Below are 19,179 nucleotides of genomic sequence, written 5' to 3' on the forward strand. Positions count from 1 at the left end.
CGGCCGCCTTCCGGCCGTCGATTGGTGTGGACCACTGGTCGAGTGCGTGTCCCTTGAGTATGCACGGCTTCATGGGATGATTTGTGAGTGCCTCACCTCAGCGACCTCATTCGCCGCCACACGTCACTCAAGCAGGCGGACCTGGAGTGGATCCACTCGCTGGTCTCCGACTGGCAGCTCCTGGCCGACCTCTCCTTCGCGGACCTCGTGCTGTGGGTGCGCCTACGGGAGGACGACGGATGGATCGCCATCGCGCAGATGCGACCCACCACCGGCCCGACCGCCTTCCAGGACGACCTGGTGGAGGCGGTGCTCCGGGACGACATGACCGATGTCACGTCCCGTTCGGCGCCCCGGGTGGTCGGACGCCGGGCCCTGATCGACCGCGCCTGGAGCGAGGGCCGGATCTGCCGTGACGGCGACCCGGACTGGTCCGGCGGGGTCCCGGTGCGCGAGGAGACCATCCCGGTCCGCCGCGAGGGCAACCTCATCGCCGTCATCCAGCGCAGCACCAACCTCAGCTCGGCGCGCACGCCCAGCCGCCTGGAGCTCACCTACCTCCAGAGCGCGGGCGACCTCGCCCAGATGATCGCGGAGGGAGCCTTCCCGTTCAGCGACCAGGGGCCGCTCATGGTCCGCTCACCGAGGGTGGGTGACGGCCTGCTGCGCCTGGACCAGAACGGCGAGGTGGTCTACGCGAGCCCGAACGCGCTCTCGGCCTACCGCCGCCTGGGCCTGACCGCCGACCTCGTGGGCGCCCGCCTGGACCGCACCACGCTGGAACTGGCCGCGCAGGGGGAGGCCCGCGACGAGAACCTCACCTACACGGCGAGCGGACGCGCTCCGCAGGAGGCCGAGGTCGAGGCGCGCGGGGTCACCGTGCAGCTGCGGGCCATACCGCTGGTGATCGACGGTGTGCGGATCGGCGCGCTGGTGATGGTCCGCGACGTCACCGAGCTGCGGCGGCGCGAGCGCGAGCTGATGACCAAGGACGCCACCATCCGGGAGATCCACCACCGGGTGAAGAACAACCTCCAGACGGTGGCGGCGCTGCTGCGGCTCCAGTCGCGGCGCCTGGACATCCCCGAGGCGCGGGCGGCCCTGGACGAGGCGGTCGGCCGGGTGGGGTCCATCGCGATCGTGCACGAGATGCTCTCGCACACCCCGGACGAGGTGGTGGACTTCGACGACATCGCGGACCGGGTCATGCAGATGGCGGCGGAGGTGTCCTCCACGGGCCAGGCGGTGGTGCCGAGGCGCGACGGCCACTTCGGGCTGCTGAACGCGCTGGTGGCCACGCCGTTGTCGATGGTGCTGGCCGAACTGGTACAGAACGCGGTGGAGCACGGCCTGGGCCAGGGGCCGGGGCTGATCGAGGTGCGGGTGCGCCGGTTCGACACCGGTCCTGGCCATCCCGGGCCGAGCAGTCTGGAGCTGGCCGTCTCCGACGACGGCGGCGGACTGCCGGAGGACTTCGACCTGGAGGGGACCACGAGCCTGGGCCTGCAGATCGTGCGGACCCTGATCGTGGGCGAGCTCGGGGGGACCCTGGCGATCAAGCCGAAGGATTCCGGCGGGACCGAGGTGGCGATCAGCCTGCCCCTGGAGCACGAGGAGCGGGAGGTCCCCTGAGGGCCCGAGGGGCCGGGGGCGCCGCTCCCGGCCCGGCGCCTCGCGCGGGTGCGCGGTCCCCCGCCGCGCCAGCGGGGGGTCGTCGGTCAGCCGGGGTGGGTGGTCAGCTGCGGACCATGGGGCGAAGCGCGGTGCCGCGGCGCTTGATACGGCGTCGTTCCTCTTCCGAGGTGCCTCCCCAGACGCCACCGTCCTGGCCGCTCTCCAGCGCCCACTTCAGACAGGCGGAGCTGACCGGGCAGCGCTGACAGACCGCCTTGGCCTCCTCGATCTGGTTCAGTGCGGGGCCGAAGTCGCCGATGGGGAAGAAGAGTTCGGGGTCTTCGTCACGGCAGGCTGCGTCATGGCGCCAGTCCATGCGGTCACTCCTCACAGTGAGGCGATCATTTGTGAAGCTTTTCACGATCGGAATGTGCAAGGGCGCCCGGCGGAGGGGGTCCACCGGAGGGTGTCGTCAAGGCCGAGGTAAGTGAGGTTTCACCCCACGGCCACGTGGGAAGCGCCCAAATTAACTCGCCCGTAACTCGCGGCGATATCTTGAGCGTGACAGGAACGCGGGGGGCACGCAAGAGTCCCCGAGGCCAAAGGTCCTGTTCGGCGTGTCGGGTGCGTCACAGTCGCTGGGAATGGCTGCTTTCGACGTTATTAACAGAAGATTCGTAATGCCTTCGGTACCGAGTGGAAGTTGACCTCTTCCCGCTCGCCCAGGTATTCACCGTCGATTTGGAAGGCCCGGGGATGGGACGACGAGATGCGCAGCGAGGCCTGGTCATGCCAGGTCACGTACCCGTCCCCACGTGCGGGAAGGCCCTTGGGGAAGAACATTTGGGAAAGAACCCAGCCAGTCAGCGCGTGCGAGGACTGCGTCAGCGCGAATGCGTCCAGGCCCAGCTCGAATCGTGAGGCCGGGGTCGGCTGAAGTGGCAGCGCACCCGCGTAGGTCCAGGGAGTCGTGTTCGTGACCAGCGCGAAATAGACGTCCTCCAGGGACCTTCCGTCGTTGGACACGCTGAGTGACGGATCGCGGATATCCCCTTGGAAGAACAGCTTTACCGCGGTCTCCGCGTACAGCGCCGGAGTGGCCTTGCGGCCGTTGCCGCGTTCCTGCTCCACCTGCTGCACCACATCGGCGTCCCACCCGAAACCAGCGCAGAAAGTGAAGTAGCGGTCGTCCTGGTCGCCGGTGATCCGGCCCAGCCCGATCTCGCGCTCCCGTCCGGCCCGGATGGCCTCCAGGACCGCGCCGGTCGCCTCGACCGGGTCGCCGGGGACCCCCAGCGCACGGATGAACACGTTCGCGCTCCCGCCCGGGATCACGGCGTAACGGGGGCGGGGCAGGCCCTCGGGGGTGGCGAGGAGCCCGTTGACGACCTCGTTGACGGTGCCGTCACCACCCAGGCTCAACACGAGTTCGTACCCGTCGGCCGCCGCGCCCCGCGCCAGCTCGCGAGCGTGGTCGCGGTAGGCGGTCTCGACGGGGGTGACGTCCAGCTCGGAGGCCAGCGCGCCCAGGATCACCTCGCGCGTGCGGGAGGTGGTCGTGGTCGCCTGGGGGTTCACGATGAATAGGGCTCGCACCCGGCCAGTCTAGGGCGTGTTTTTTGGATCATTCCGCGCTCGCGACCACCAGGCTGCCTCTCGCCGCGCCGATGAAGCTCGGACAGCCAACCCCGGGCTGCCTCTCGCTCCACGGCTTGCGAGAGATTGCCTGGAGGCCGCTCACATCGATGGCGGCTCCGCCGCCACCAGCGAAAGCATCCACAAAAACACGCCCAAGGCGGTGCGGTGCCCTCGGGGAGGAGCGGACGGGAGTCACCCCGGAGGGGCACGCGTCACGTGGTGAAGGGGGTGGCCGGGCGTCGGGGGCGCACCGAGGGGCGGGGCGGAGAGGGGGACACCGGGAGCGCGTATAGGCTCGTCGGGTGTCTTCGCGTCCCTTCACCATCGTCATCGCCGCCGTGCTGGAGGCCCTGATCGGGCTGGTCGCGGCGGTCGCCGGAATCTACAGCCTGTACACCGCGATCACCGGCCGGGCCACCGATCCGGTCTCCTCGGCGCTCCCGCTCACCGTCATCGGCGTCGGGGTCGGCGTGCTGCTCGTCTTCGTCGCGTACGGGCTCTGGAACCTGCGCGACTGGGCCCGTACCCCGGTGGTCGTCACCCAGCTCTTCATGGCCGTGGTGGCGTACTACATGTACACGGGGGAGCAGTACGCGATCTGCGCCGTCATGCTCGCCGTCGCGGTGGCCGCGGCGGCCGCCGTCCTGGCGCCGCCGACGACCGCGGTGCTGTTCTCCGACACCGAGGGGCGCCGGTAACGGTCACCGCGGCCGTCGGCCGCGCACCGGTCAGTCGTCCGTGGTGAGCGCCTGACGCAGCTGTGCCAGGGTGCGCGCCAGCAGGCGCGACACGTGCATCTGGGAGATCCCGAGCTCCTGGGCGATCTGCGACTGCGTCATGTTCCCGAAGAAGCGCAACAGCAGGATGCGCTTCTCCCGGGGCGGCAGCTGCTCCAGGAGCGGCTTCAGTGACTCCCGGTACTCCACGCCCTCCAGGGACTCGTCGACGATCCCCAGGGAGTCGGCCACCGCAGGGGCGTCCTCGTCCCCGCTGTCGGGGGCGTCCAACGACACCGTCGAGTAGGCGTTGGCGGACTCCAGGCCCTCCAGCACCTCCTCCTCGGTCATCTGGAGGTGCGCGGCCAGCTCCGCGACGGTGGGGGAGCGCCCCTCACGCTGGGACAGGTCGCTGACCGCCTTGGTCAGCGAGAGCTTCAGCTCCTGGAGACGGCGCGGCACCCGCACCGCCCAGCCCTTGTCCCGGAAGTGGCGCTTGATCTCACCGACGATCGTGGGGGTCGCGTAGGTGGAGAACTCCACCCCGCGCTCCAGATCGAACCGGTCGATGGACTTGATCAGCCCGATCGTGGCCACCTGTGTGAGGTCGTCCAGCCACTCGCCCCTGTTGCGGAACCTGCGGGCCAGGTACTCCACCAAGGGCAGGTGGAGCTCGACCAGTTCGTCGCGGATCGCCCTGCGCTCGGGCGCTTCCGCGTCGAGGTCGTTAAGGCGCTCGAACAACTCTCTCGCGCGCGCCCGGTCGGGCACCGCGTGCTCGGTCTTCGCTGTCAGAGCGGGCCCCCTTTCGCTCACGCCGGCTCCAGGGCGCCACGGCGTTTGTACAGGACGATGTAGACGCGGTCGTCCGGTCCGACCCCCGCGTCGACATCCCCGGCGAGAGCGGAAAGCACGGTCCAGGCGAAGGTGTCACGTGCGGGCAGGCGTCCGTCCGCCGTCATCACCGAGACCGAGATGCGCATCCCGTCGGGGGTGAGTTCGAATTCCGTGGTCAGTTCTGTGCCGGGAAGCGCCTGGGAGAGGAGCATCGCGCAGGCCTCGTCAACCCCGATCCTCAGGTCCTCGATCTCGTCGAGGGTGAAGTCGAGTCGGGCGGCCAGCCCTGCCGTCGCCGTGCGCAGGACAGACAGATAAGCGCTGTCGGCGGGCATGTTGACGGTGACAGCGTCGCGTACACCGGTGGCGTCGGCCGTGGGCACAGCGGTTTCTTCGGTCACGTCCCTCCTTCGGGGGGCGAGGTTGCCGCTTGAGAGCAATGTATCTCGTTTCACCCTGCCACTGACGCAGGGCGAAGGGATCGTGTCCAGCCCTCGGGGGGCGAACACGAGACGAATGGTCCGCCCGGGCCCCTCGCGGGAGCCAGTGCGGTCAGCGCGTCGCCGTCCGGGCGACGGACCGTCAACACATCGTTGGGGGGCGATCCCAGGGTACGCGCCGCGTCGGCGGGGCGCCGCCCGACTCAGCGGGGCCGGTGCGCGACCAGGCGTTCCACCATGCCCATCATCAGCCGGTCGTGGTGTCCCACCTCGAACCCGACCTCCTCCGCGACGGCGCGGGGCAGCCTGCGCGGGTGCTTGCGCAGGCGTTCGCGCAGCCGGAACGGGAACCGCGTGTACTCGATGTGGTCGACCAGCAGCAGCCGCCCGCCGGGGACCAGGACCCGGTGCATCTCCGCCAGCGCGCGCTCCTGGTCGGGGATCGTGCACAGCGCGAGCGCGCACAGGACGGTGTCGAAGGACTGGTCCGCGAAGGCGAGTCGCTGCGCGTCGCCCTCCACCAGGTGCACCGGGCGCCCCTGCTCCTCGGCCCTCTCCCTGGCCCGCGCGAGCATGGCGGGGCTCAGGTCCACCCCGGTGAGGACCACCTGCGGCGGGTAGTACTCCAGGTTGATCCCGGTACCCACGGCCACTTCGAGGGTGCGCCCCCGGGCGCCGCCGCACAGCAGCCGACGCGTGCGCCGGATGCTCGCCGGTTCCAGCCGCGATCCGGCGTCGTAACCTCCCGCCCTCTTCTCCCACAGCTCGCGGACCTTGTCCGTACGCGCGTCCATGCCTCTCCCCGGGCGGCAGGTGGATGTCACGTGACGACTCTGGAGGCGGGAGCCCCCTGGGTCAAGGGCATCGGAGGCACGTCCCGGTGAACTCCGGGGCCGCGGCGGACCAGGGAGACGGCGCGTCGGAGGCGACGGTGCTCTCCGGGGGGCGGTGGTCGGGTCGGCACAGACCGGCGCCCGTGGCCCGGAGGACCGGGTCACGGGCGCCGGGGAGCGGCTACAGCACCTTCGAGAGGAAGGCCTGGGTGCGCTCGTGCCGGGGGTTGGTCAGCACCTCGGTGGGGGTGCCGGACTCCACGACGACGCCGTCGTCCATGAAGACCAGGGAGTCACCGACCTCGCGGGCGAAGCCCATCTCGTGGGTGACCACGACCATGGTCATGCCGCCCCGGGCGAGGTCGCGCATGACGTCCAGGACCTCACCCACCAGCTCGGGGTCCAGGGCGCTGGTGGGCTCGTCGAACAGCATCAGCGACGGCTCCATGGCCAGGGCGCGGGCGATCGCCACGCGCTGCTGCTGGCCGCCGGACAGCTGCTCCGGGTAGGCGTCCGCCTTGTCCGGGAGCCCGACCCGCTCCAGCAGCTCCCTGGCGCGTTCGGTGGCCTCGGCCCGGGGCACCTTCTTGACCTGTACCGGGGCCTCGATGACGTTGCCCAGTACGGTCAGGTGCGGGAACAGGTTGAAACGCTGGAAGACCATCCCGATGTCGCTGCGCTGCGCGGCGATCTCGGTGTCGCGCAGCTCGTACAGGCGGCCGCGCTTCTGCCGGTAGCCCATGAGCTCGCCGTTGACCCACAGGCGGCCCGCGGTGAGTTTCTCCAGGTGGTTGACGCAGCGCAGGAACGTGGACTTGCCCGACCCCGAGGGGCCGACCACGCACATGACCTCGCCGCGCATCACCTGGAGGTCGATGCCCTTGAGGACCTCCAGGCGCCCGAAGCTCTTGTGGACGTTCTCGGCCACCACGAGGGCGTCCGCGGGCAGCTCGGTGCCCTCGGCGGTCTCCACGACGCCCTCCGGCCCCTGGTCCTTGGTCTGGTCGGCCATCAGTGCGCCCCTCCCACGATGCTGTTGCGCACGCCGCGCCCGCTCCGGTTGAACCTGCGTTCGATGAAGTACTGGCCCACCATCAGGACGCTGGTGATGGCCAGGTACCACAGGCACGCGGCCACCAGCATCGGGAAGATCTGGTAGCTCCGGGTACCGATCGCCTGGAGCTGGTAGAAGAGCTCGATGGTCACCGGTACGTAGGCGAGCAGCGCCGTGTCCTTGAGCATGGCGATGGTCTCGTTGCCGGTCGGCGGGATGACCACCCGCATCGCCTGCGGCAGGGTGATCCGCCGCATGATCTTGCTCCGGCTCATCCCGAGCGCCTGCGCGGCCTCGGTCTGACCCTTGTCCACGGACTGCAGGCCCGCCCGGATGATCTCCGCCATGTAGGCGCCCTCGGACAGGGACAGGGCGAGGAGGCCCGCCGTGTAGCCGGTCAGGAGGGTGCGCGCGTCGATCTCGAAGAAGCGGGCGTCGCCCTCCAGGCCCAGCCACGGCATCCAGTAGTTGTCGAACGGCAGCCCGATGTGGATGGTCGAGTACAGGATGGCGATGTTGCCGAAGAGCACCGCCAGCACGAGCCGGGGCACACCGCGGAAGAACCACGTGTACAGCCAGGAGACCGTGACGAGCACGGGGTTCCCGGACAGGCGCATCACCGCGAGGACGATGCCGAGGATGACACCGATGACCATCGACAGCACGGCCGCGCTCAGCGTGACCCACACGCCCCGCAGCACGGGGTCGGAGAACATGTTGTCGAACATGAACGGCCAGTTGAACGCGGGGTTCGTGAACAGCATGTGCACGAACATCGCGGCGAGGACCAGGATGATCCCGGCGGCCACCCACCGTTCGGGGTACCGGACGGGGACGGCGGTGATCGGTGCGGCCGAACGGCCCGGGGTCGGTTCCTTCGACCCCGGGCCGCCCACCGGTTCGCTCGGTGAGGTCACAGTCAGACTTTCGCTTGGTGTTCGGGCGTACTAGACGGCGGGGTTGACCTCGGCCGCCTCCAGGGCGCCGCCCTCGATGCCCCACTCCGCGAGGACCTCCTCGTAGGAGCCGTCCTCGATGATGGCGTTGAAGGCGGCGGCGACGGCCTCGGAGAGCTCCTCCTGCTCCTGGTTGACGACGACGCCGTAGGGGGCGGCGTCGTACTGCTCACCGATGAACTCCAGCTGCTCGCCGGTCTGCTGGAGCGCGTAGAGCGAGGTCGGCAGGTCGGCCAGGGAGGCGTCGTTCAGCCCGGAGATGATGGTCTCGGTGGCCTGGGGCTGGGTCGGGAACTTCTCGATGGTGATGGCATCCTCGCCCGCCTCGACACAGGCCTCGCTGCGGGCCTCGATGTCGTGGTCGTGCGTGGTGCCCGTCTGCACGGCGATGCGCAGGCCGCAGGCGTTGTCGGGGTCGATGCCCTCGGGGTTGCCCGCCGGGGCGAACCACTGGGTGCCGGAGGAGAAGTAGCTGACCATGTTCACGGCCTCCATGCGCTCCTCCGTGACGGTGAAGGAGGAGGCGCCGAGGTCGTAGGTGCCGGTGTCGACGCCGATGATGATCGAGTCGAAGGTGGTGGGCTCCCAGTTGGCCTCCAGGCCGAGCTTGCCCAGCGCCGCCTCGATGAGGTCGATGTTGAAGCCGAGCACGGTCTCGCCGTCCTCGTCCAGGTACTCGCCGGGCGGGTAGGAGGCCTCGACACCGATGGTGACGGCACCGGCCTCGGCCACCGCGTCGGGCAGCAGCGCGGCCAGCTCCTCGTCGACGGCGACGTCGGGGGCCTGGGGGGCGTCCGCGTCGTCGGAGGCCTCTCCGTTGCCGCAGGCAGCCAGGGCCAGGACCCCGGCCGTCGCCAGGGCGGTGAGGTAGGTCCGGGGCTCGGACAGGGGCTTGCGCAGGGCCATGGTGGGTCTCCTTCGGGGAGCACGGAGTGCCTGGTCGAGGGGTGGGTCCGCGTCCTCGCGGGACCGACCAGTGGGGACGTGGGGCGGATGCGGTGTCGTGGGGCGACACGTCAGTAACGTTCTATTCTCTCGACCCGCGATTTTCCTCCGGTCACCGTTGTGAGAGAATTGCGTAACGGGTCATCCCCGTGAGATGCGGACGCGCAGTACTCGTATAAGAGTCCGGCGAAGACCACCCCTCCCGGCGTACACCCCGGTCATGGCCGACCGGTGCCGACGAGGGCCCCCTGGCACCCTGACGTCTTCGCGCGCGCTCCGTGGCCCACCGTCCACGTCATGGCCGACGCGGACGTACAGCAGACCGAGGGGTTTGAGTAGTGACCACCTTTTCTTCGCGTACCCAGAACACGTCCCCCCTGGACGAGGACCCGGCCTTCGCCATGCACCGTGGCGGCAAGCTGCACGTGACCTCCTCCGTGGACGTGAGCGACCAGGAGGGCCTGTCCCTCGCCTACACCCCCGGCGTCGCCCGCGTCTGTGACGCCATCGCCGAGAACGCCGAACTGGTCGAGACCTACACCTGGAAGAGCAACCTGGTCGCCGTCGTCACCGACGGCACCGCCGTGCTCGGCCTGGGCAACATCGGCCCGGAGGCCTCCCTGCCGGTCATGGAGGGCAAGTCGCTGCTGTTCAAGCAGTTCGCGGACGTCGACTCCGTGCCGATCGCGCTCAACTGCACCGACGCCGACGAGATCGTCGAGACCGTCGTGCGCATGTCGCCGTCCTTCGGCGGCGTCAACCTGGAGGACATCTCCGCGCCGCGCTGCTTCGAGATCGAGGCCAAGCTGCGCGAGCGCCTGGACATCCCGGTCTTCCACGACGACCAGCACGGCACGGCCATTGTGACCGTCGCGGCGATGCACAACGCCGCCCGTCTCACCGGCCGCACCCTGGCCGACCTGCGCGTGGTCGTCTCCGGCGCGGGCGCCGCGGGGGTCGCCGTCACCAAGATGCTCATCGACGGCGGGATCGGTGACATCGCCGTGGCCGACTCCAAGGGCATCATCCACCAGGGCCGCGAGGGCCTGACCCCGGTCAAGCAGGAGCTGGCCGAGATCAGTAACCGGGCCGGGCTCCAGGGCTCCATCGAGAGCGCGCTGAAGGGCGCCGACGTGTTCGTGGGCCTGTCCGCCGGCGAGGTCCCCGAGTCGGTCGTGGCCACCATGGCCGAGAACGCCGTCATCTTCGCGATGGCCAACCCCAACCCGGAGGTGCACCCGGACGTCGCCCGCAAGTACGCGAGCGTCGTCGCCACCGGGCGCAGCGACTTCCCGAACCAGATCAACAACGTGCTGGCCTTCCCGGGCGTCTTCCGAGGCGCCTTCGACGTCCAGGCCACCGACATCACCGAGAACATGAAGCTGGCCGCCGCCAAGGCGCTGGCCGGGCTGGTCGGTGACGACCTGAGCGCCGACTACGTGATTCCCAGCCCGTTCGACGACCGGGTGGTCCCGGCGGTCTCCGCCGCCGTCGCCGCCCAGGCCCGCGAGGACGGCGTCGCCCGCCGCTAGGCACCACACGACGGGGCCCGGAGACCGAGCACGGTCTCCGGGCCCCTGTCGTTCACACGAGTCCCCGAAGTTTCTCGACGGTTGTGTCGCATCTCTGAGGATCCCTCTCGGGGCCACCGTGGCGGGTCGCGCCTGCCCCGACAACGCGGCGGGGGAGCGGGTGTACACGGCCGCCTCGGTGTGGTGACCCTGCTCCCTGTACTGGCGTGGCTGCTCACGGTCCCGCCCGCCCTGGCCGGGCTCGTCCTGCTGGTGGCCCTGGCCCTCGTGTGAGCGCCAGGGGTCCTCACAGCAGCTCGGCGGGGGAGCCGAACTCCTCGGTGAGCAGGCTGAAGGCCGCGCGCAGGTCAGCGAGCGCGGCGTCCGGGGTGTCCCCCTCGCCGTGGGCGGTGACCCCCGCGCGGAGCACGGCGCGCGCGCACCAGACCCCGACCTCGTCCTGCTCGATCGTGTACGGAACCCACACGGTTCCCCTCCTCCGCCGACCGCGTGCACGGAGGGGCCCGGAGGACCACGCCCCCGCGCGGTCCTCCGGGCCCCGTGCCCGGGCCGGTCCTCGGTCAGTCCTTCTTCTGGTCGTCCTCGCCGGTGGCGGTGGACCAGGGGTCCCCGCCGGACGGCGGCATCGGTCGGGCGTCCGGGGCCTCCGGTTCGGGTTCGGTCCGGGGCTCGGGGCGCTCAGCGGTCCCGGAGTCATCGGAGGACGCGGGGCCCTCCTCGCGGTCGGGCGGCCCCCAGCGGCCCATGTCGCGGCGGATCACCTCGACGGTGTCGTCGAGGATGCGGCGCAGGTCGTTGCTGGCGGACTCGCCCACCTGGCCGGCGCCGCGCACCATGTCGCGGACCTTCACCGAGAAGTCGCGCAGGGCGTGCTCGAACTCGGAGCGGTCCTCCCCACCGGGTCCCGGACCGTCGCCGGAGTCGGAGCGCTCCGAGCGGTCCGAGCGGTCCGAGCCCTCGGACTCGCCGCGACCGCCCCAGGCCGCGCCGAAGGCGCCGAACCCCTGGGCGAACCGCTCCCACTCGCGGGCCCACATACCGTTGTCGCCGCGGTCGCGGTCGCGGTCGCGGTCCCGGTCCCGGTCCCGGTCCCCGTCCTCGGACCCCTCGCGGTCCCCGGCGCCGGACCCCTCACGGCGCCCCTCACCCGAGGCGAACTTGAGTTCGTCGCGCAGCGAGCTGATGGTCTCGCGGACGTCCTGCTTCACGGCGCGGGCGATGTCGCGGACCGAGTCGGTGATCTCCTTCTCCAGGTCGTCCAGGTCGCTCTCGCGCGCCCGCAGCTCCTCGCGGCCCTTGTCGGTGAGGCTGTAGACCTTGCGGCCGCCCTCCTCGGTGTGCGTGACCAGCCCCTCCTCCTCCAGCCTCGCGAGCCGGGGGTAGATGGTGCCGGGCGAGGGCGAGTACACGCCCAGGAAGCGGTCCCGGAGCAGGCTGATGATCTCGTAGCCGTGGCGCGGGCTCTCGTCCAGCAGCTTGAGCAGGTAGAGCCGGAGTCTGCCGTGGCCGAAGACGGTGCTCATTCGGAGGCCCCCTCGGGGATCGCGGCCGGGGCCTCGGGCGCGCGCCGCAGCAGCGCGGTCCGCCCGGACACGGTGTTGACACTGATGGAGGCGGGGTCGACGCCCACACCGATCTTGCCGGTCAGGGCGGTGCGGGCCGGGGCGCTGCGCCGGTCCAGACCGAAGTCCGAGTCCACCTTGCCGGTGACGGCGCGCAGCTCCACCGAGGCCGAGCTCTCCGAGGACACCCGCAGGGCCACCTCGCCGGAGACCGTGGTCACCCGGACCCGGGCGGAGGCCGCCAGGTCCGTGTCCACGAGCACGTGGCCCGAGGCGGTCTTGGCGCGCAGCTCGGCCAGGCGGCCGCCGGCCACGGCGAGCTGTCCGCTGGCGCTGTTGAAGGAGAGGGTGCCGCCGGGCGCGCGCACGGAGGCGTTCGCGGAGGCCGTGTTGACCTCGGTCTCCCCGGAGACGTTGTCCAGGGTGACCTCGCCCGTGGCGGTACGCACGCGGGTTCGGGAGGTCAGTCCGGCCACGACCACCGGGGCCCCGGCCGTGGTGACCTCGACCGGGCAGTCACGGGGGACCCGGAGGTCGACCGTGGCGCGCCGGGAGGCGATGTTGCGGTAGCGGCCCAGCTGGATGGGCTTGAGCCGGTCCAGCAGCCCCTGACCGGTGAGGTCCTGGTAGTGGATGGTGAGGATGCCCGCCTCCTGGGTGACCTCCAGGGGCTCGCCCTCGATCTCGGAGATCTCGAAGGTGACCGGGTCGTCCGTCGGGATGATGTTGACCTGTCCGCTGACGATCCGCACCTTGAGGGCGACGATGCCGTCCAGGGTGTGGGTCGTCGGACTGTCGATGGACCAACGTGCCATCGTGGATCCCTTCCGCTCGCTCTCGATGACTTCACGATATGTCGCGAGTCGGCCGAACTCAAGATATGTCGCGGATTTCAGGGTCGTGTCAGGGACGGCTCGGGGTCGGGTACGGGAACGGCCGAGGGGCCCGGGTCGGTGAAGACCCGGGCCCCTCGGCCGGATGACGCCGCTCACGGCGGCTCCGCGTGACTACTCCTCGTCCTCGTCGTCCAACCGGGCCAACCAGGTGGCCAGTCGTTCGACGGGGGTCTCGAACTCGGGGTTGACGTCGGTGAACACCCGCAGCTGCTCGGCGAGCCAGGCGAAGCTGACCTCCTCCTCGCCGCGGCGGTTCTCCAACTCCTCGATCCCGCGATCGGTGTAGTACATGGAACCGGTCCTATTCCGCGGGCGGGAACACCGTGTCCACCAGGGCACGCTGCTCGGCCTCGTGGCGCTTGGCCGAACCGGCCGCGGGCGCGGAGGAGGCCGGACGCGAGATCCGGGTGAACGGGCGGTCGAGCTGCTCGGAGAAGACCAGCGCGACGAAGGGCCACGGACCCATGTTCGCGGGCTCCTCCTGGACCCACAGGACCTCGCCCGCGTTCGGGTAGGCCTTGAGCTGCTCGCGGATCTCCTCGATCGGCAGCGGGTAGAGCCGCTCCGCCCGGATGATGGCGGTGTGCTTGTCACCGCTCTTGCGGCGGGCCGCGTCCAGGTCGTAGTAGATCTTGCCCGAGCAGATGACCACGCGACGGACCTTGTCCGCCGAGATCGAGTCGTCCCCGATCAGCGGCTGGAAGTGGCCCGACGTGAAGTCGTCGGCGGCCGAGGTCGCGGCCTTCAGGCGCAGCAGCGACTTGGGCGTGAACACCACGAGCGGACGCTCGAACGGCGACTTCGCCTGCCAGCGCAGCAGGTGGAAGTAGCTCGCCGGGGTGCTCGGCATCGCGACGGTCATGTTCTCCTGCGCGCACTGCTGCAGGAACCGCTCGATGCGGGCCGAGGAGTGGTCCGGGCCCTGGCCCTCGTAGCCGTGCGGCAGCAGCATGGTGACGCTGGAGCGCTGGCCCCACTTCTGCTCGCCCGCGCTGATGTACTCGTCGATGACGGTCTGCGCGCCGTTGACGAAGTCACCGAACTGCGCCTCCCACATGACCAGCGCGTCCGGCCGGGTCAGGGAGTAGCCGTACTCGAAGCCCAGCGCCGCGTACTCGCTCAGCAGCGAGTCGTGCACGAGGAACTTCGTGGTGCCGTTGTCGAACTGCTTCAGCGGCGTGTAGGTCTCGCCGGTGTCGCGGTTCATGAGCGAGGCGTGGCGCTGACCGAAGGTGCCGCGACGGCTGTCCTGGCCGATCAGGCGGACCGGGTGGTCGTCCAGCAGCAGCGAGCCGAAGGCCAGCAGCTCACCGGTGGCCCAGTCGATGGTGTCGGTCTCGACCATCGTGGCGCGACGGGTCAGCTGGGGCGCCAGCCGCGGGTGCGGCGTGAAGCCCTCGGGCATCGACACCTGGGTGTCGATGACCCGCTTGACCGTCTCGGTGCTGATGGCGGTCTCGACCTTGGAGTGGTCCAGACGCGCCTCGGTGAACACCTCGGGCTTCACCACGGCGCCCGGCTCGATCGGCTTCTTCTCGACCTCGCGGGTCTCGGTGAAGGCCCGCTCCAGCTCGGACTGGTAGTCGCGCAGGGCCTGCTCGGCCTCCTCCACCGTGATGTCGCCGCGCCCGATGAGGGACTCGGTGAACAGCTTGCGGGTGGAGCGCTTGGCGTCGATGACGTCGTACATCAGCGGCTGCGTGAACGCGGGGTTGTCGGTCTCGTTGTGACCGCGGCGGCGGTAGCAGACGAGGTCGATGACAACGTCCTTGTTGAACGCCTGACGGTAGGCGAAGGCCAGGTGCGCGACCCGGACCACGGCCTCGGGGTCGTCCCCGTTGACGTGGAAGATCGGCGCCTGGACCATCCGCGCGACGTCGGTGGCGTACACGCTGGAGCGGCTGTCGGTCGGCGAGGTGGTGAAGCCGACCTGGTTGTTGACGATGACGTGGACCGTGCCACCGGTGCGGTAACCCCGCAGCTGGGACAGGTTCAGCGTCTCGGCCACCACGCCCTGACCGGCGAAGGCCGCGTCACCGTGGATGAGGATCGGCAGCACGGTGAAGCCGTGCGGGCCCTTGTCCAGCACGTCCTGCTTGGCGCGGACGATGCCCTCGGCGACCGGGTTGACCGTCTCCAGGTGGGACGGGTTGGCGGCCAGCGAGATCTGGATCGACTCGCCCTCGCGGGTCTGGAAGGTGCCCGCGGTGCCCAGGTGGTACTTCACGTCACCGGAGCCGTGCGCGCTGCGCGGGTCGAGGTTGCCCTCGAACTCACCGAAGATCTGCCCGTAGGACTTGCCGCAGATGTTGGCGAGGACGTTCAGACGGCCGCGGTGGGCCATGCCGATGACGGCCTCGTCCAGCTCGGCCTTGGCGGCCTTGGAGATCACGCCGTCCAGCAGCGGGATCAGCGACTCGCCGCCCTCCAGGGAGAAGCGCTTCTGACCGACGTACTTGGTCTGGAGGAAGGTCTCGAACGCCTCGGCGCTGTTGAGCCGGTGCAGGATGTGCAGCTGCTCGTCACGGTCGAGCTTCTCGTGCTCGCGCTCGATGTGCGACTGGATCCACTCCCGCTCCTCCGGGCTCTGGATGTGCATGTACTCGATACCCACCGTGCGGCAGTAGGTGTCGCGCAGCACGCCCAGCACGTCGCGCAGCTTCATGACCTGCTTGCCGCCGAAGCCCCCGGTGGGGAACTCGCGGTCCAGGTCCCAGAGGGTCAGGCCGTGCTCCAGCACGTCCAGGTCCGGGTGCTTGCGCTGCTCGTGGTCGAGCGGGTTGGTGTCGGCCATGAGGTGGCCGCGCACGCGGTAGGCGTGGATCAGCTCCTGGACCCGGGTGGTCTTGTCGAGCTGGGTCGCCTTGTTGACGTGGATGTCCTGGACCCAGCGGACCGGCTCGTACGGGATCCGCAGCGAGTTGAAGATCTCGTCGTAGAAACCGTCCTCGCCCAGCAGCAGCTGGTGGATGCGCCGCAGGAACTCGCCCGACTGGGCGCCCTGGATGATCCGGTGGTCGTACGTCGAGGTGAGCGTCATGACCTTGCTGATGCCGAGCTCGCTCAGGGTGTCCTGGGAGGCGCCCTGGAACTCGGCCGGGTACTCCATGGCCCCGACACCGAGGATGGTGCCCTGCCCGGGCATCAGGCGCGGCACGGAGTGCACGGTGCCGATGCCGCCCGGGTTGGTCAGGCTGATCGTGGTGCCCTGGAAGTCCGGAACGCCCAGCTTGTTGTTGCGGGCCTTGCGGACCAGGTCCTCGTAGCCGCTCCAGAACTCGTTGAAGTCCATCTCGTCGGACTTCTTGATGGAGGGCACGACCAGCTGACGGGAGCCGTCGGGCTTCTGCAGGTCGATCGCCAGGCCGAAGTTCACGTGTTCGGGCTTGGCGACGCCGGGCTTGCCGTCGATCTCCGTGTAGGAGTGGTTCATCTCGGGCAGGGCCTTGAGGGCCTTGACCATGGCGTAGCCGATGAGGTGGGTGAAGGAGACCTTCCCACCGCGGCCGCGCCGGAGATGGTTGTTGATGACGATGCGGTTGTCGAACAGCAGCTTGACCGGCACCGCGCGCACGCTCGTCGCGGTGGGCAGGGTCAGGCTCGACTCCATGTTGGTCGCGGTGCGGGCGGGTGCGCCACGCAGCCGCTCCTCGTTGACCTGGAGAGCATCGTTGGTGTTCTTGGGTGCAGGGGCCGCAGTGGCCTTCTTCTTCGGCGCGGGTGCGGAGGGGGCCTTCTCGGTCTGCGCCTTTGCGGTCGCAGTGCCCCCACCCTTCCCGTTGGCCGAGTCCGCGGGCTTGTAGTCCGCGAAGAAGTTCCACCAAGCCTTGTCAACCGAATTCGGGTCGGTGAGGTACTTCTGGTAAAGCTCCTCGACCAGCCACTCGTTCGGGCCGAAATCTGTCAGGGGTTGAGACGCCTCAGACGACACGGCGGAGATCGCCCACTTCCGCAGCTCGCTTGTGAATGATTAGGAAAGACGGGTGGCTGCTGGCAAGGCGGGCTCGAAGAAGCACGGAGTCGCTCCCCTTCGCAGGGAAGAATCTGTCCTGGCCAGCACTCGTCGGGTACAAGGCTACTTGTACCGACCTCCCTGACGGGAACATCGGTGTAGTTGAAACTGGGAGATACCTAACAATCTTTCACACGAACCTTGTCGCTACGTGCCGGTCACTTTGCGTTGCGTGGTCAACATGGAGCGTTTGCTCCTGTTTGTCGGGGTTTTCGGTGCGCATTCCTGTGACCGTCTCCGGCCAGGCGCCCTGTGGTGCGCACCACGTTTCCCGCCGGTGGCCGTGAGCAGGGCCACCGGACAGCAACCGACGGCCACCGGACCGCGTCCGACGGTGAAACGCCGGTGACCGGCGGCGGGGGTGTTCGGATCTGCGCGCTCTTCCCCGTTCTCCCCCATGGCGGAGCCGCCCGTGCCTACGATCGGCCTACGAACGCGACATGTCGGGTGGGGAGGACCGTGAAGGGACTCGGAGAACTGGAGGCGGCCATCATGGGAGCCCTGTGGAGCTCGGAGGGCCCGCTCTCCGTGCGCGGGGTCCGGGAACACATGGTCTACGACCGCGAGGTCGCCTACACGACCGTCATGACGGTCGCCAACATCCTCTTCCACAAGGGGCTGGTGGACCGTGAGAAGGACGGCCGGGCCTGGGTCTACTGGGCCCGGGAGACCCACGCCGAGTACACGGCCCGCGTGATGGGGGAGGTCCTGGAGACCGGGCCCGACCCCGGCGCGACCCTGCTGCGCTTCGTGGAGCGCTTCAGTGACGAGGAGATGGCCCGGCTGCACCACGTCTTCCGGCAGGTGCGCGACCGGCGCGGACCGGGCCGCACCCGCGCCTCACCGACGGCGTAGGGAACGCACGCTCGGGGTGGCGACCGCCGCGAACGTCGCCGCCAGCGTCAGCCCCGCCACGATCAGCAGGGACCGTTCCGGGCCGATGGCCTCCGCCACCGGCCCGATGGCGATCTGCCCCACGGGCATCGCCACGAACGACCCCAGGGCGTCGTAGGAGTACACGCGGGAGAGCCGCTCGGGCGGGACGTTCTCCTGCAACGACACCTCCCAGGCCACGGTGAACTGCTCCACCGCCACCCCGCCCGCGAACATCGCGGCGAACAGCAGCGGGACCAGCGGAGAGGGCCCGGCCAGGACGAGGAACGGCAGCGTCTGGAGCGTGACCAGCGCCGTGCCGTAGAACAGCGCCCGCCGCGGCTGCCAGCGCGCCGCGAGCACCCCGCCGACCAGCAGCCCCAGACTGTTGGCGGCCATGAGCAGGCCCCACGTGGTCCGTCCGAACGTGTCGTCCGCGATCCCCGGCCCCAACACCGCCGTGACCGACGACCACCCGGCGTTGACCACCATGAACTGCAGCACGATGATCCACACCCACGGCCGCGCCACGAACTCGCTCCACCCGTCCAGCAGGTCGCGCAGCACCCCGCGGCTCCGCGCCGACGTGGACGGCACCCGCAGGAACAGGAAGACCACCCCGGCGGTGGCGAACAGCAGCGCGTCCACACCGATCGCCCAACCCGGACCGACCAGGCCCACCAGGACCCCGCCCGCCGACATCCCGGCGAACATGCCCAGCTGCTTGGCGACGCCGGCCACCGCGTTGGCCTGGCGCAGCAGCGACGCCGGGACGGTCTGCGGGGTCAGCGCCGCGATCGCGGGCAGGTTGGCGGCGGCAGCGGCCCCGTTGAGCACGCCCAGCGCGACCATCAGCCAGAGGGTGGCCGCACCGCTGAGCAGGGACAGCGCCAGGACCGCCTGGGAGAGCGCCGCCAGGAGGCAGGCGCCCTGGATCACCAGGGTGCGCGGCAGCCGGTCCGCGAGGACCCCGCCGAACAGCAGGAGTGCCACGTTGGCCACGGACCGGGCGCCCACCACGAGCCCCACCTGGGCCAGGGAGCCGGTCACGTCGAGGACGGCGAAGGCCAGGGCCACGTGCGCCATGCCGTTGCCGAAGAGCATCAGCACCCGGCCGGTCACCAGGACGCGGAAGGGCGCGTGGGCCAGCGGTGCCGTGACTCCGGGCCCCGATCCCCTCGGCGCGGTCATCCGTGCCCCCGCTCCATCAGAGCCCACCCTCCGGTCACCGTGTCGACCGGGGCACCCTCTCCGAAGGCCGGACGCGGGTC

General features: G+C 69.9%; 18 protein-coding genes. 4 read left to right on the forward strand and 14 right to left on the reverse strand.

Features of this window, described 5'->3' with window-relative positions:
• Positions 1 to 87: 87 nt before the first annotated feature.
• Positions 88 to 1,632: a sensor histidine kinase gene (locus tag AC0VYL_RS05355; protein ID WP_475459837.1), complete on the forward strand. Its 1,545-nt coding sequence runs from the start codon at positions 88 to 90 to the stop codon at positions 1,630 to 1,632.
• Positions 1,633 to 1,735: 103 nt separating this feature from the next.
• Here AC0VYL_RS05355 and AC0VYL_RS05360 read toward each other — a convergent pair whose 3' ends face one another.
• On the reverse strand, positions 1,736 to 1,990 hold the full coding sequence (locus AC0VYL_RS05360) for a WhiB family transcriptional regulator (protein WP_475459840.1): 255 nt from the start codon (positions 1,988 to 1,990) through the stop codon (positions 1,736 to 1,738).
• 287 nt (positions 1,991 to 2,277) lie between these two features.
• The gene (locus tag AC0VYL_RS05365) at positions 2,278 to 3,210 is read right to left on the reverse strand and encodes a diacylglycerol/lipid kinase family protein (protein WP_475459842.1); all 933 of its coding nucleotides are present in this window, start codon (positions 3,208 to 3,210) and stop codon (positions 2,278 to 2,280) included.
• 344 nt (positions 3,211 to 3,554) lie between these two features.
• Between AC0VYL_RS05365 and AC0VYL_RS05370 the strand changes: the two genes are divergently transcribed.
• The gene (locus AC0VYL_RS05370; RefSeq protein WP_475459844.1) at positions 3,555 to 3,950 is read left to right on the forward strand and encodes a hypothetical protein; all 396 of its coding nucleotides are present in this window, start codon (positions 3,555 to 3,557) and stop codon (positions 3,948 to 3,950) included.
• 30 nt (positions 3,951 to 3,980) lie between these two features.
• Here AC0VYL_RS05370 and AC0VYL_RS05375 read toward each other — a convergent pair whose 3' ends face one another.
• The 6 genes from AC0VYL_RS05375 to AC0VYL_RS05400 form a co-directional block, all read right to left on the reverse strand.
• On the reverse strand, positions 3,981 to 4,739 hold the full coding sequence (locus AC0VYL_RS05375) for an RNA polymerase sigma factor SigF (RefSeq protein ID WP_475462952.1): 759 nt from the start codon (positions 4,737 to 4,739) through the stop codon (positions 3,981 to 3,983).
• Positions 4,740 to 4,780: 41 nt separating this feature from the next.
• Positions 4,781 to 5,206, reverse strand: a complete 426-nt coding sequence (locus tag AC0VYL_RS05380) for an ATP-binding protein (RefSeq protein WP_026128903.1) — start codon at positions 5,204 to 5,206, stop codon at positions 4,781 to 4,783.
• Between the two features lie 242 nt (positions 5,207 to 5,448).
• On the reverse strand, positions 5,449 to 6,039 hold the full coding sequence (locus AC0VYL_RS05385) for a class I SAM-dependent methyltransferase (RefSeq protein ID WP_475459846.1): 591 nt from the start codon (positions 6,037 to 6,039) through the stop codon (positions 5,449 to 5,451).
• A gap of 220 nt (positions 6,040 to 6,259) precedes the next feature.
• Entirely contained in the window at positions 6,260 to 7,090 is an 831-nt protein-coding gene (locus AC0VYL_RS05390; protein ID WP_475482485.1) for an amino acid ABC transporter ATP-binding protein, read from the reverse strand.
• Positions 7,090 to 8,049 (reverse strand): amino acid ABC transporter permease, encoded by a 960-nt coding sequence (locus tag AC0VYL_RS05395; protein WP_475459851.1) that lies wholly within the window; start codon positions 8,047 to 8,049, stop codon positions 7,090 to 7,092. The genes AC0VYL_RS05390 and AC0VYL_RS05395 overlap by 1 nt, the downstream gene beginning before the upstream one ends.
• 30 nt (positions 8,050 to 8,079) lie before the next feature.
• Positions 8,080 to 8,994: an ABC transporter substrate-binding protein gene (locus AC0VYL_RS05400; RefSeq protein WP_475459853.1), complete on the reverse strand. Its 915-nt coding sequence runs from the start codon at positions 8,992 to 8,994 to the stop codon at positions 8,080 to 8,082.
• 377 nt (positions 8,995 to 9,371) lie between these two features.
• Here AC0VYL_RS05400 and AC0VYL_RS05405 point away from each other — a divergent pair, with 377 nt between their 5' ends.
• On the forward strand, positions 9,372 to 10,565 hold the full coding sequence (locus tag AC0VYL_RS05405) for an NAD(P)-dependent malic enzyme (RefSeq protein ID WP_475459855.1): 1,194 nt from the start codon (positions 9,372 to 9,374) through the stop codon (positions 10,563 to 10,565).
• Between the two features lie 286 nt (positions 10,566 to 10,851).
• On the opposite strand, the gene AC0VYL_RS05410 is transcribed toward AC0VYL_RS05405, so the two are convergent.
• From AC0VYL_RS05410 to AC0VYL_RS05430, 5 genes are all read right to left on the reverse strand, one after another.
• Positions 10,852 to 11,031, reverse strand: coding sequence for a hypothetical protein (locus AC0VYL_RS05410; RefSeq protein ID WP_475482486.1), 180 nt, complete (start codon positions 11,029 to 11,031; stop codon positions 10,852 to 10,854).
• Positions 11,032 to 11,125: 94 nt separating this feature from the next.
• The gene (locus AC0VYL_RS05415) at positions 11,126 to 12,088 is read right to left on the reverse strand and encodes a PadR family transcriptional regulator (protein ID WP_475482487.1); all 963 of its coding nucleotides are present in this window, start codon (positions 12,086 to 12,088) and stop codon (positions 11,126 to 11,128) included.
• Complete coding sequence (locus AC0VYL_RS05420; RefSeq protein ID WP_475482488.1) at positions 12,085 to 12,942, reverse strand: DUF4097 family beta strand repeat-containing protein; 858 nt, start codon at positions 12,940 to 12,942, stop codon at positions 12,085 to 12,087. The genes AC0VYL_RS05415 and AC0VYL_RS05420 overlap by 4 nt, the downstream gene beginning before the upstream one ends.
• A gap of 192 nt (positions 12,943 to 13,134) precedes the next feature.
• Entirely contained in the window at positions 13,135 to 13,314 is a 180-nt protein-coding gene (locus AC0VYL_RS05425) for a DUF6104 family protein (protein WP_378743195.1), read from the reverse strand.
• 10 nt (positions 13,315 to 13,324) lie between these two features.
• Positions 13,325 to 16,954, reverse strand: a complete 3,630-nt coding sequence (locus tag AC0VYL_RS05430; protein ID WP_475459866.1) for a multifunctional oxoglutarate decarboxylase/oxoglutarate dehydrogenase thiamine pyrophosphate-binding subunit/dihydrolipoyllysine-residue succinyltransferase subunit — start codon at positions 16,952 to 16,954, stop codon at positions 13,325 to 13,327.
• Positions 16,955 to 17,494: 540 nt separating this feature from the next.
• On the opposite strand from AC0VYL_RS05430, the gene AC0VYL_RS05435 reads away from it, so the two are divergent.
• Positions 17,495 to 17,890: a BlaI/MecI/CopY family transcriptional regulator gene (locus AC0VYL_RS05435; protein ID WP_475459868.1), complete on the forward strand. Its 396-nt coding sequence runs from the start codon at positions 17,495 to 17,497 to the stop codon at positions 17,888 to 17,890.
• On the opposite strand, the gene AC0VYL_RS05440 is transcribed toward AC0VYL_RS05435, so the two are convergent.
• Positions 17,876 to 19,099: an MFS transporter gene (locus AC0VYL_RS05440; protein WP_475459871.1), complete on the reverse strand. Its 1,224-nt coding sequence runs from the start codon at positions 19,097 to 19,099 to the stop codon at positions 17,876 to 17,878. The two genes, AC0VYL_RS05435 and AC0VYL_RS05440, sit on opposite strands and share 15 nt — an antisense overlap.
• Between the last annotated feature and the right edge of the window lie 80 nt (positions 19,100 to 19,179).

This window comes from Nocardiopsis sp. iso_238, assembly GCF_056173325.1.

Bases quoted from the DNA above. Each gene is read 5' to 3' on its own strand.
- AC0VYL_RS05360 (WP_475459840.1), bottom strand. From the start codon at position 1,990: ATGGACTGGCGCCATGACGCAGCCTGCCGTGACGAAGACCCCGAACTC.
- AC0VYL_RS05385 (WP_475459846.1), bottom strand. From the start codon at position 6,039: ATGGACGCGCGTACGGACAAGGTCCGCGAGCTGTGGGAGAAGAGGGCG.
- AC0VYL_RS05390 (WP_475482485.1), bottom strand. From the start codon at position 7,090: ATGGCCGACCAGACCAAGGACCAGGGGCCGGAGGGCGTCGTGGAGACC.
- AC0VYL_RS05400 (WP_475459853.1), bottom strand. From the start codon at position 8,994: ATGGCCCTGCGCAAGCCCCTGTCCGAGCCCCGGACCTACCTCACCGCC.
- AC0VYL_RS05415 (WP_475482487.1), bottom strand. From the start codon at position 12,088: ATGAGCACCGTCTTCGGCCACGGCAGACTCCGGCTCTACCTGCTCAAG.
- AC0VYL_RS05420 (WP_475482488.1), bottom strand. From the start codon at position 12,942: ATGGCACGTTGGTCCATCGACAGTCCGACGACCCACACCCTGGACGGC.
- AC0VYL_RS05425 (WP_378743195.1), bottom strand. From the start codon at position 13,314: ATGTACTACACCGATCGCGGGATCGAGGAGTTGGAGAACCGCCGCGGC.
- AC0VYL_RS05440 (WP_475459871.1), bottom strand. From the start codon at position 19,099: ATGACCGCGCCGAGGGGATCGGGGCCCGGAGTCACGGCACCGCTGGCC.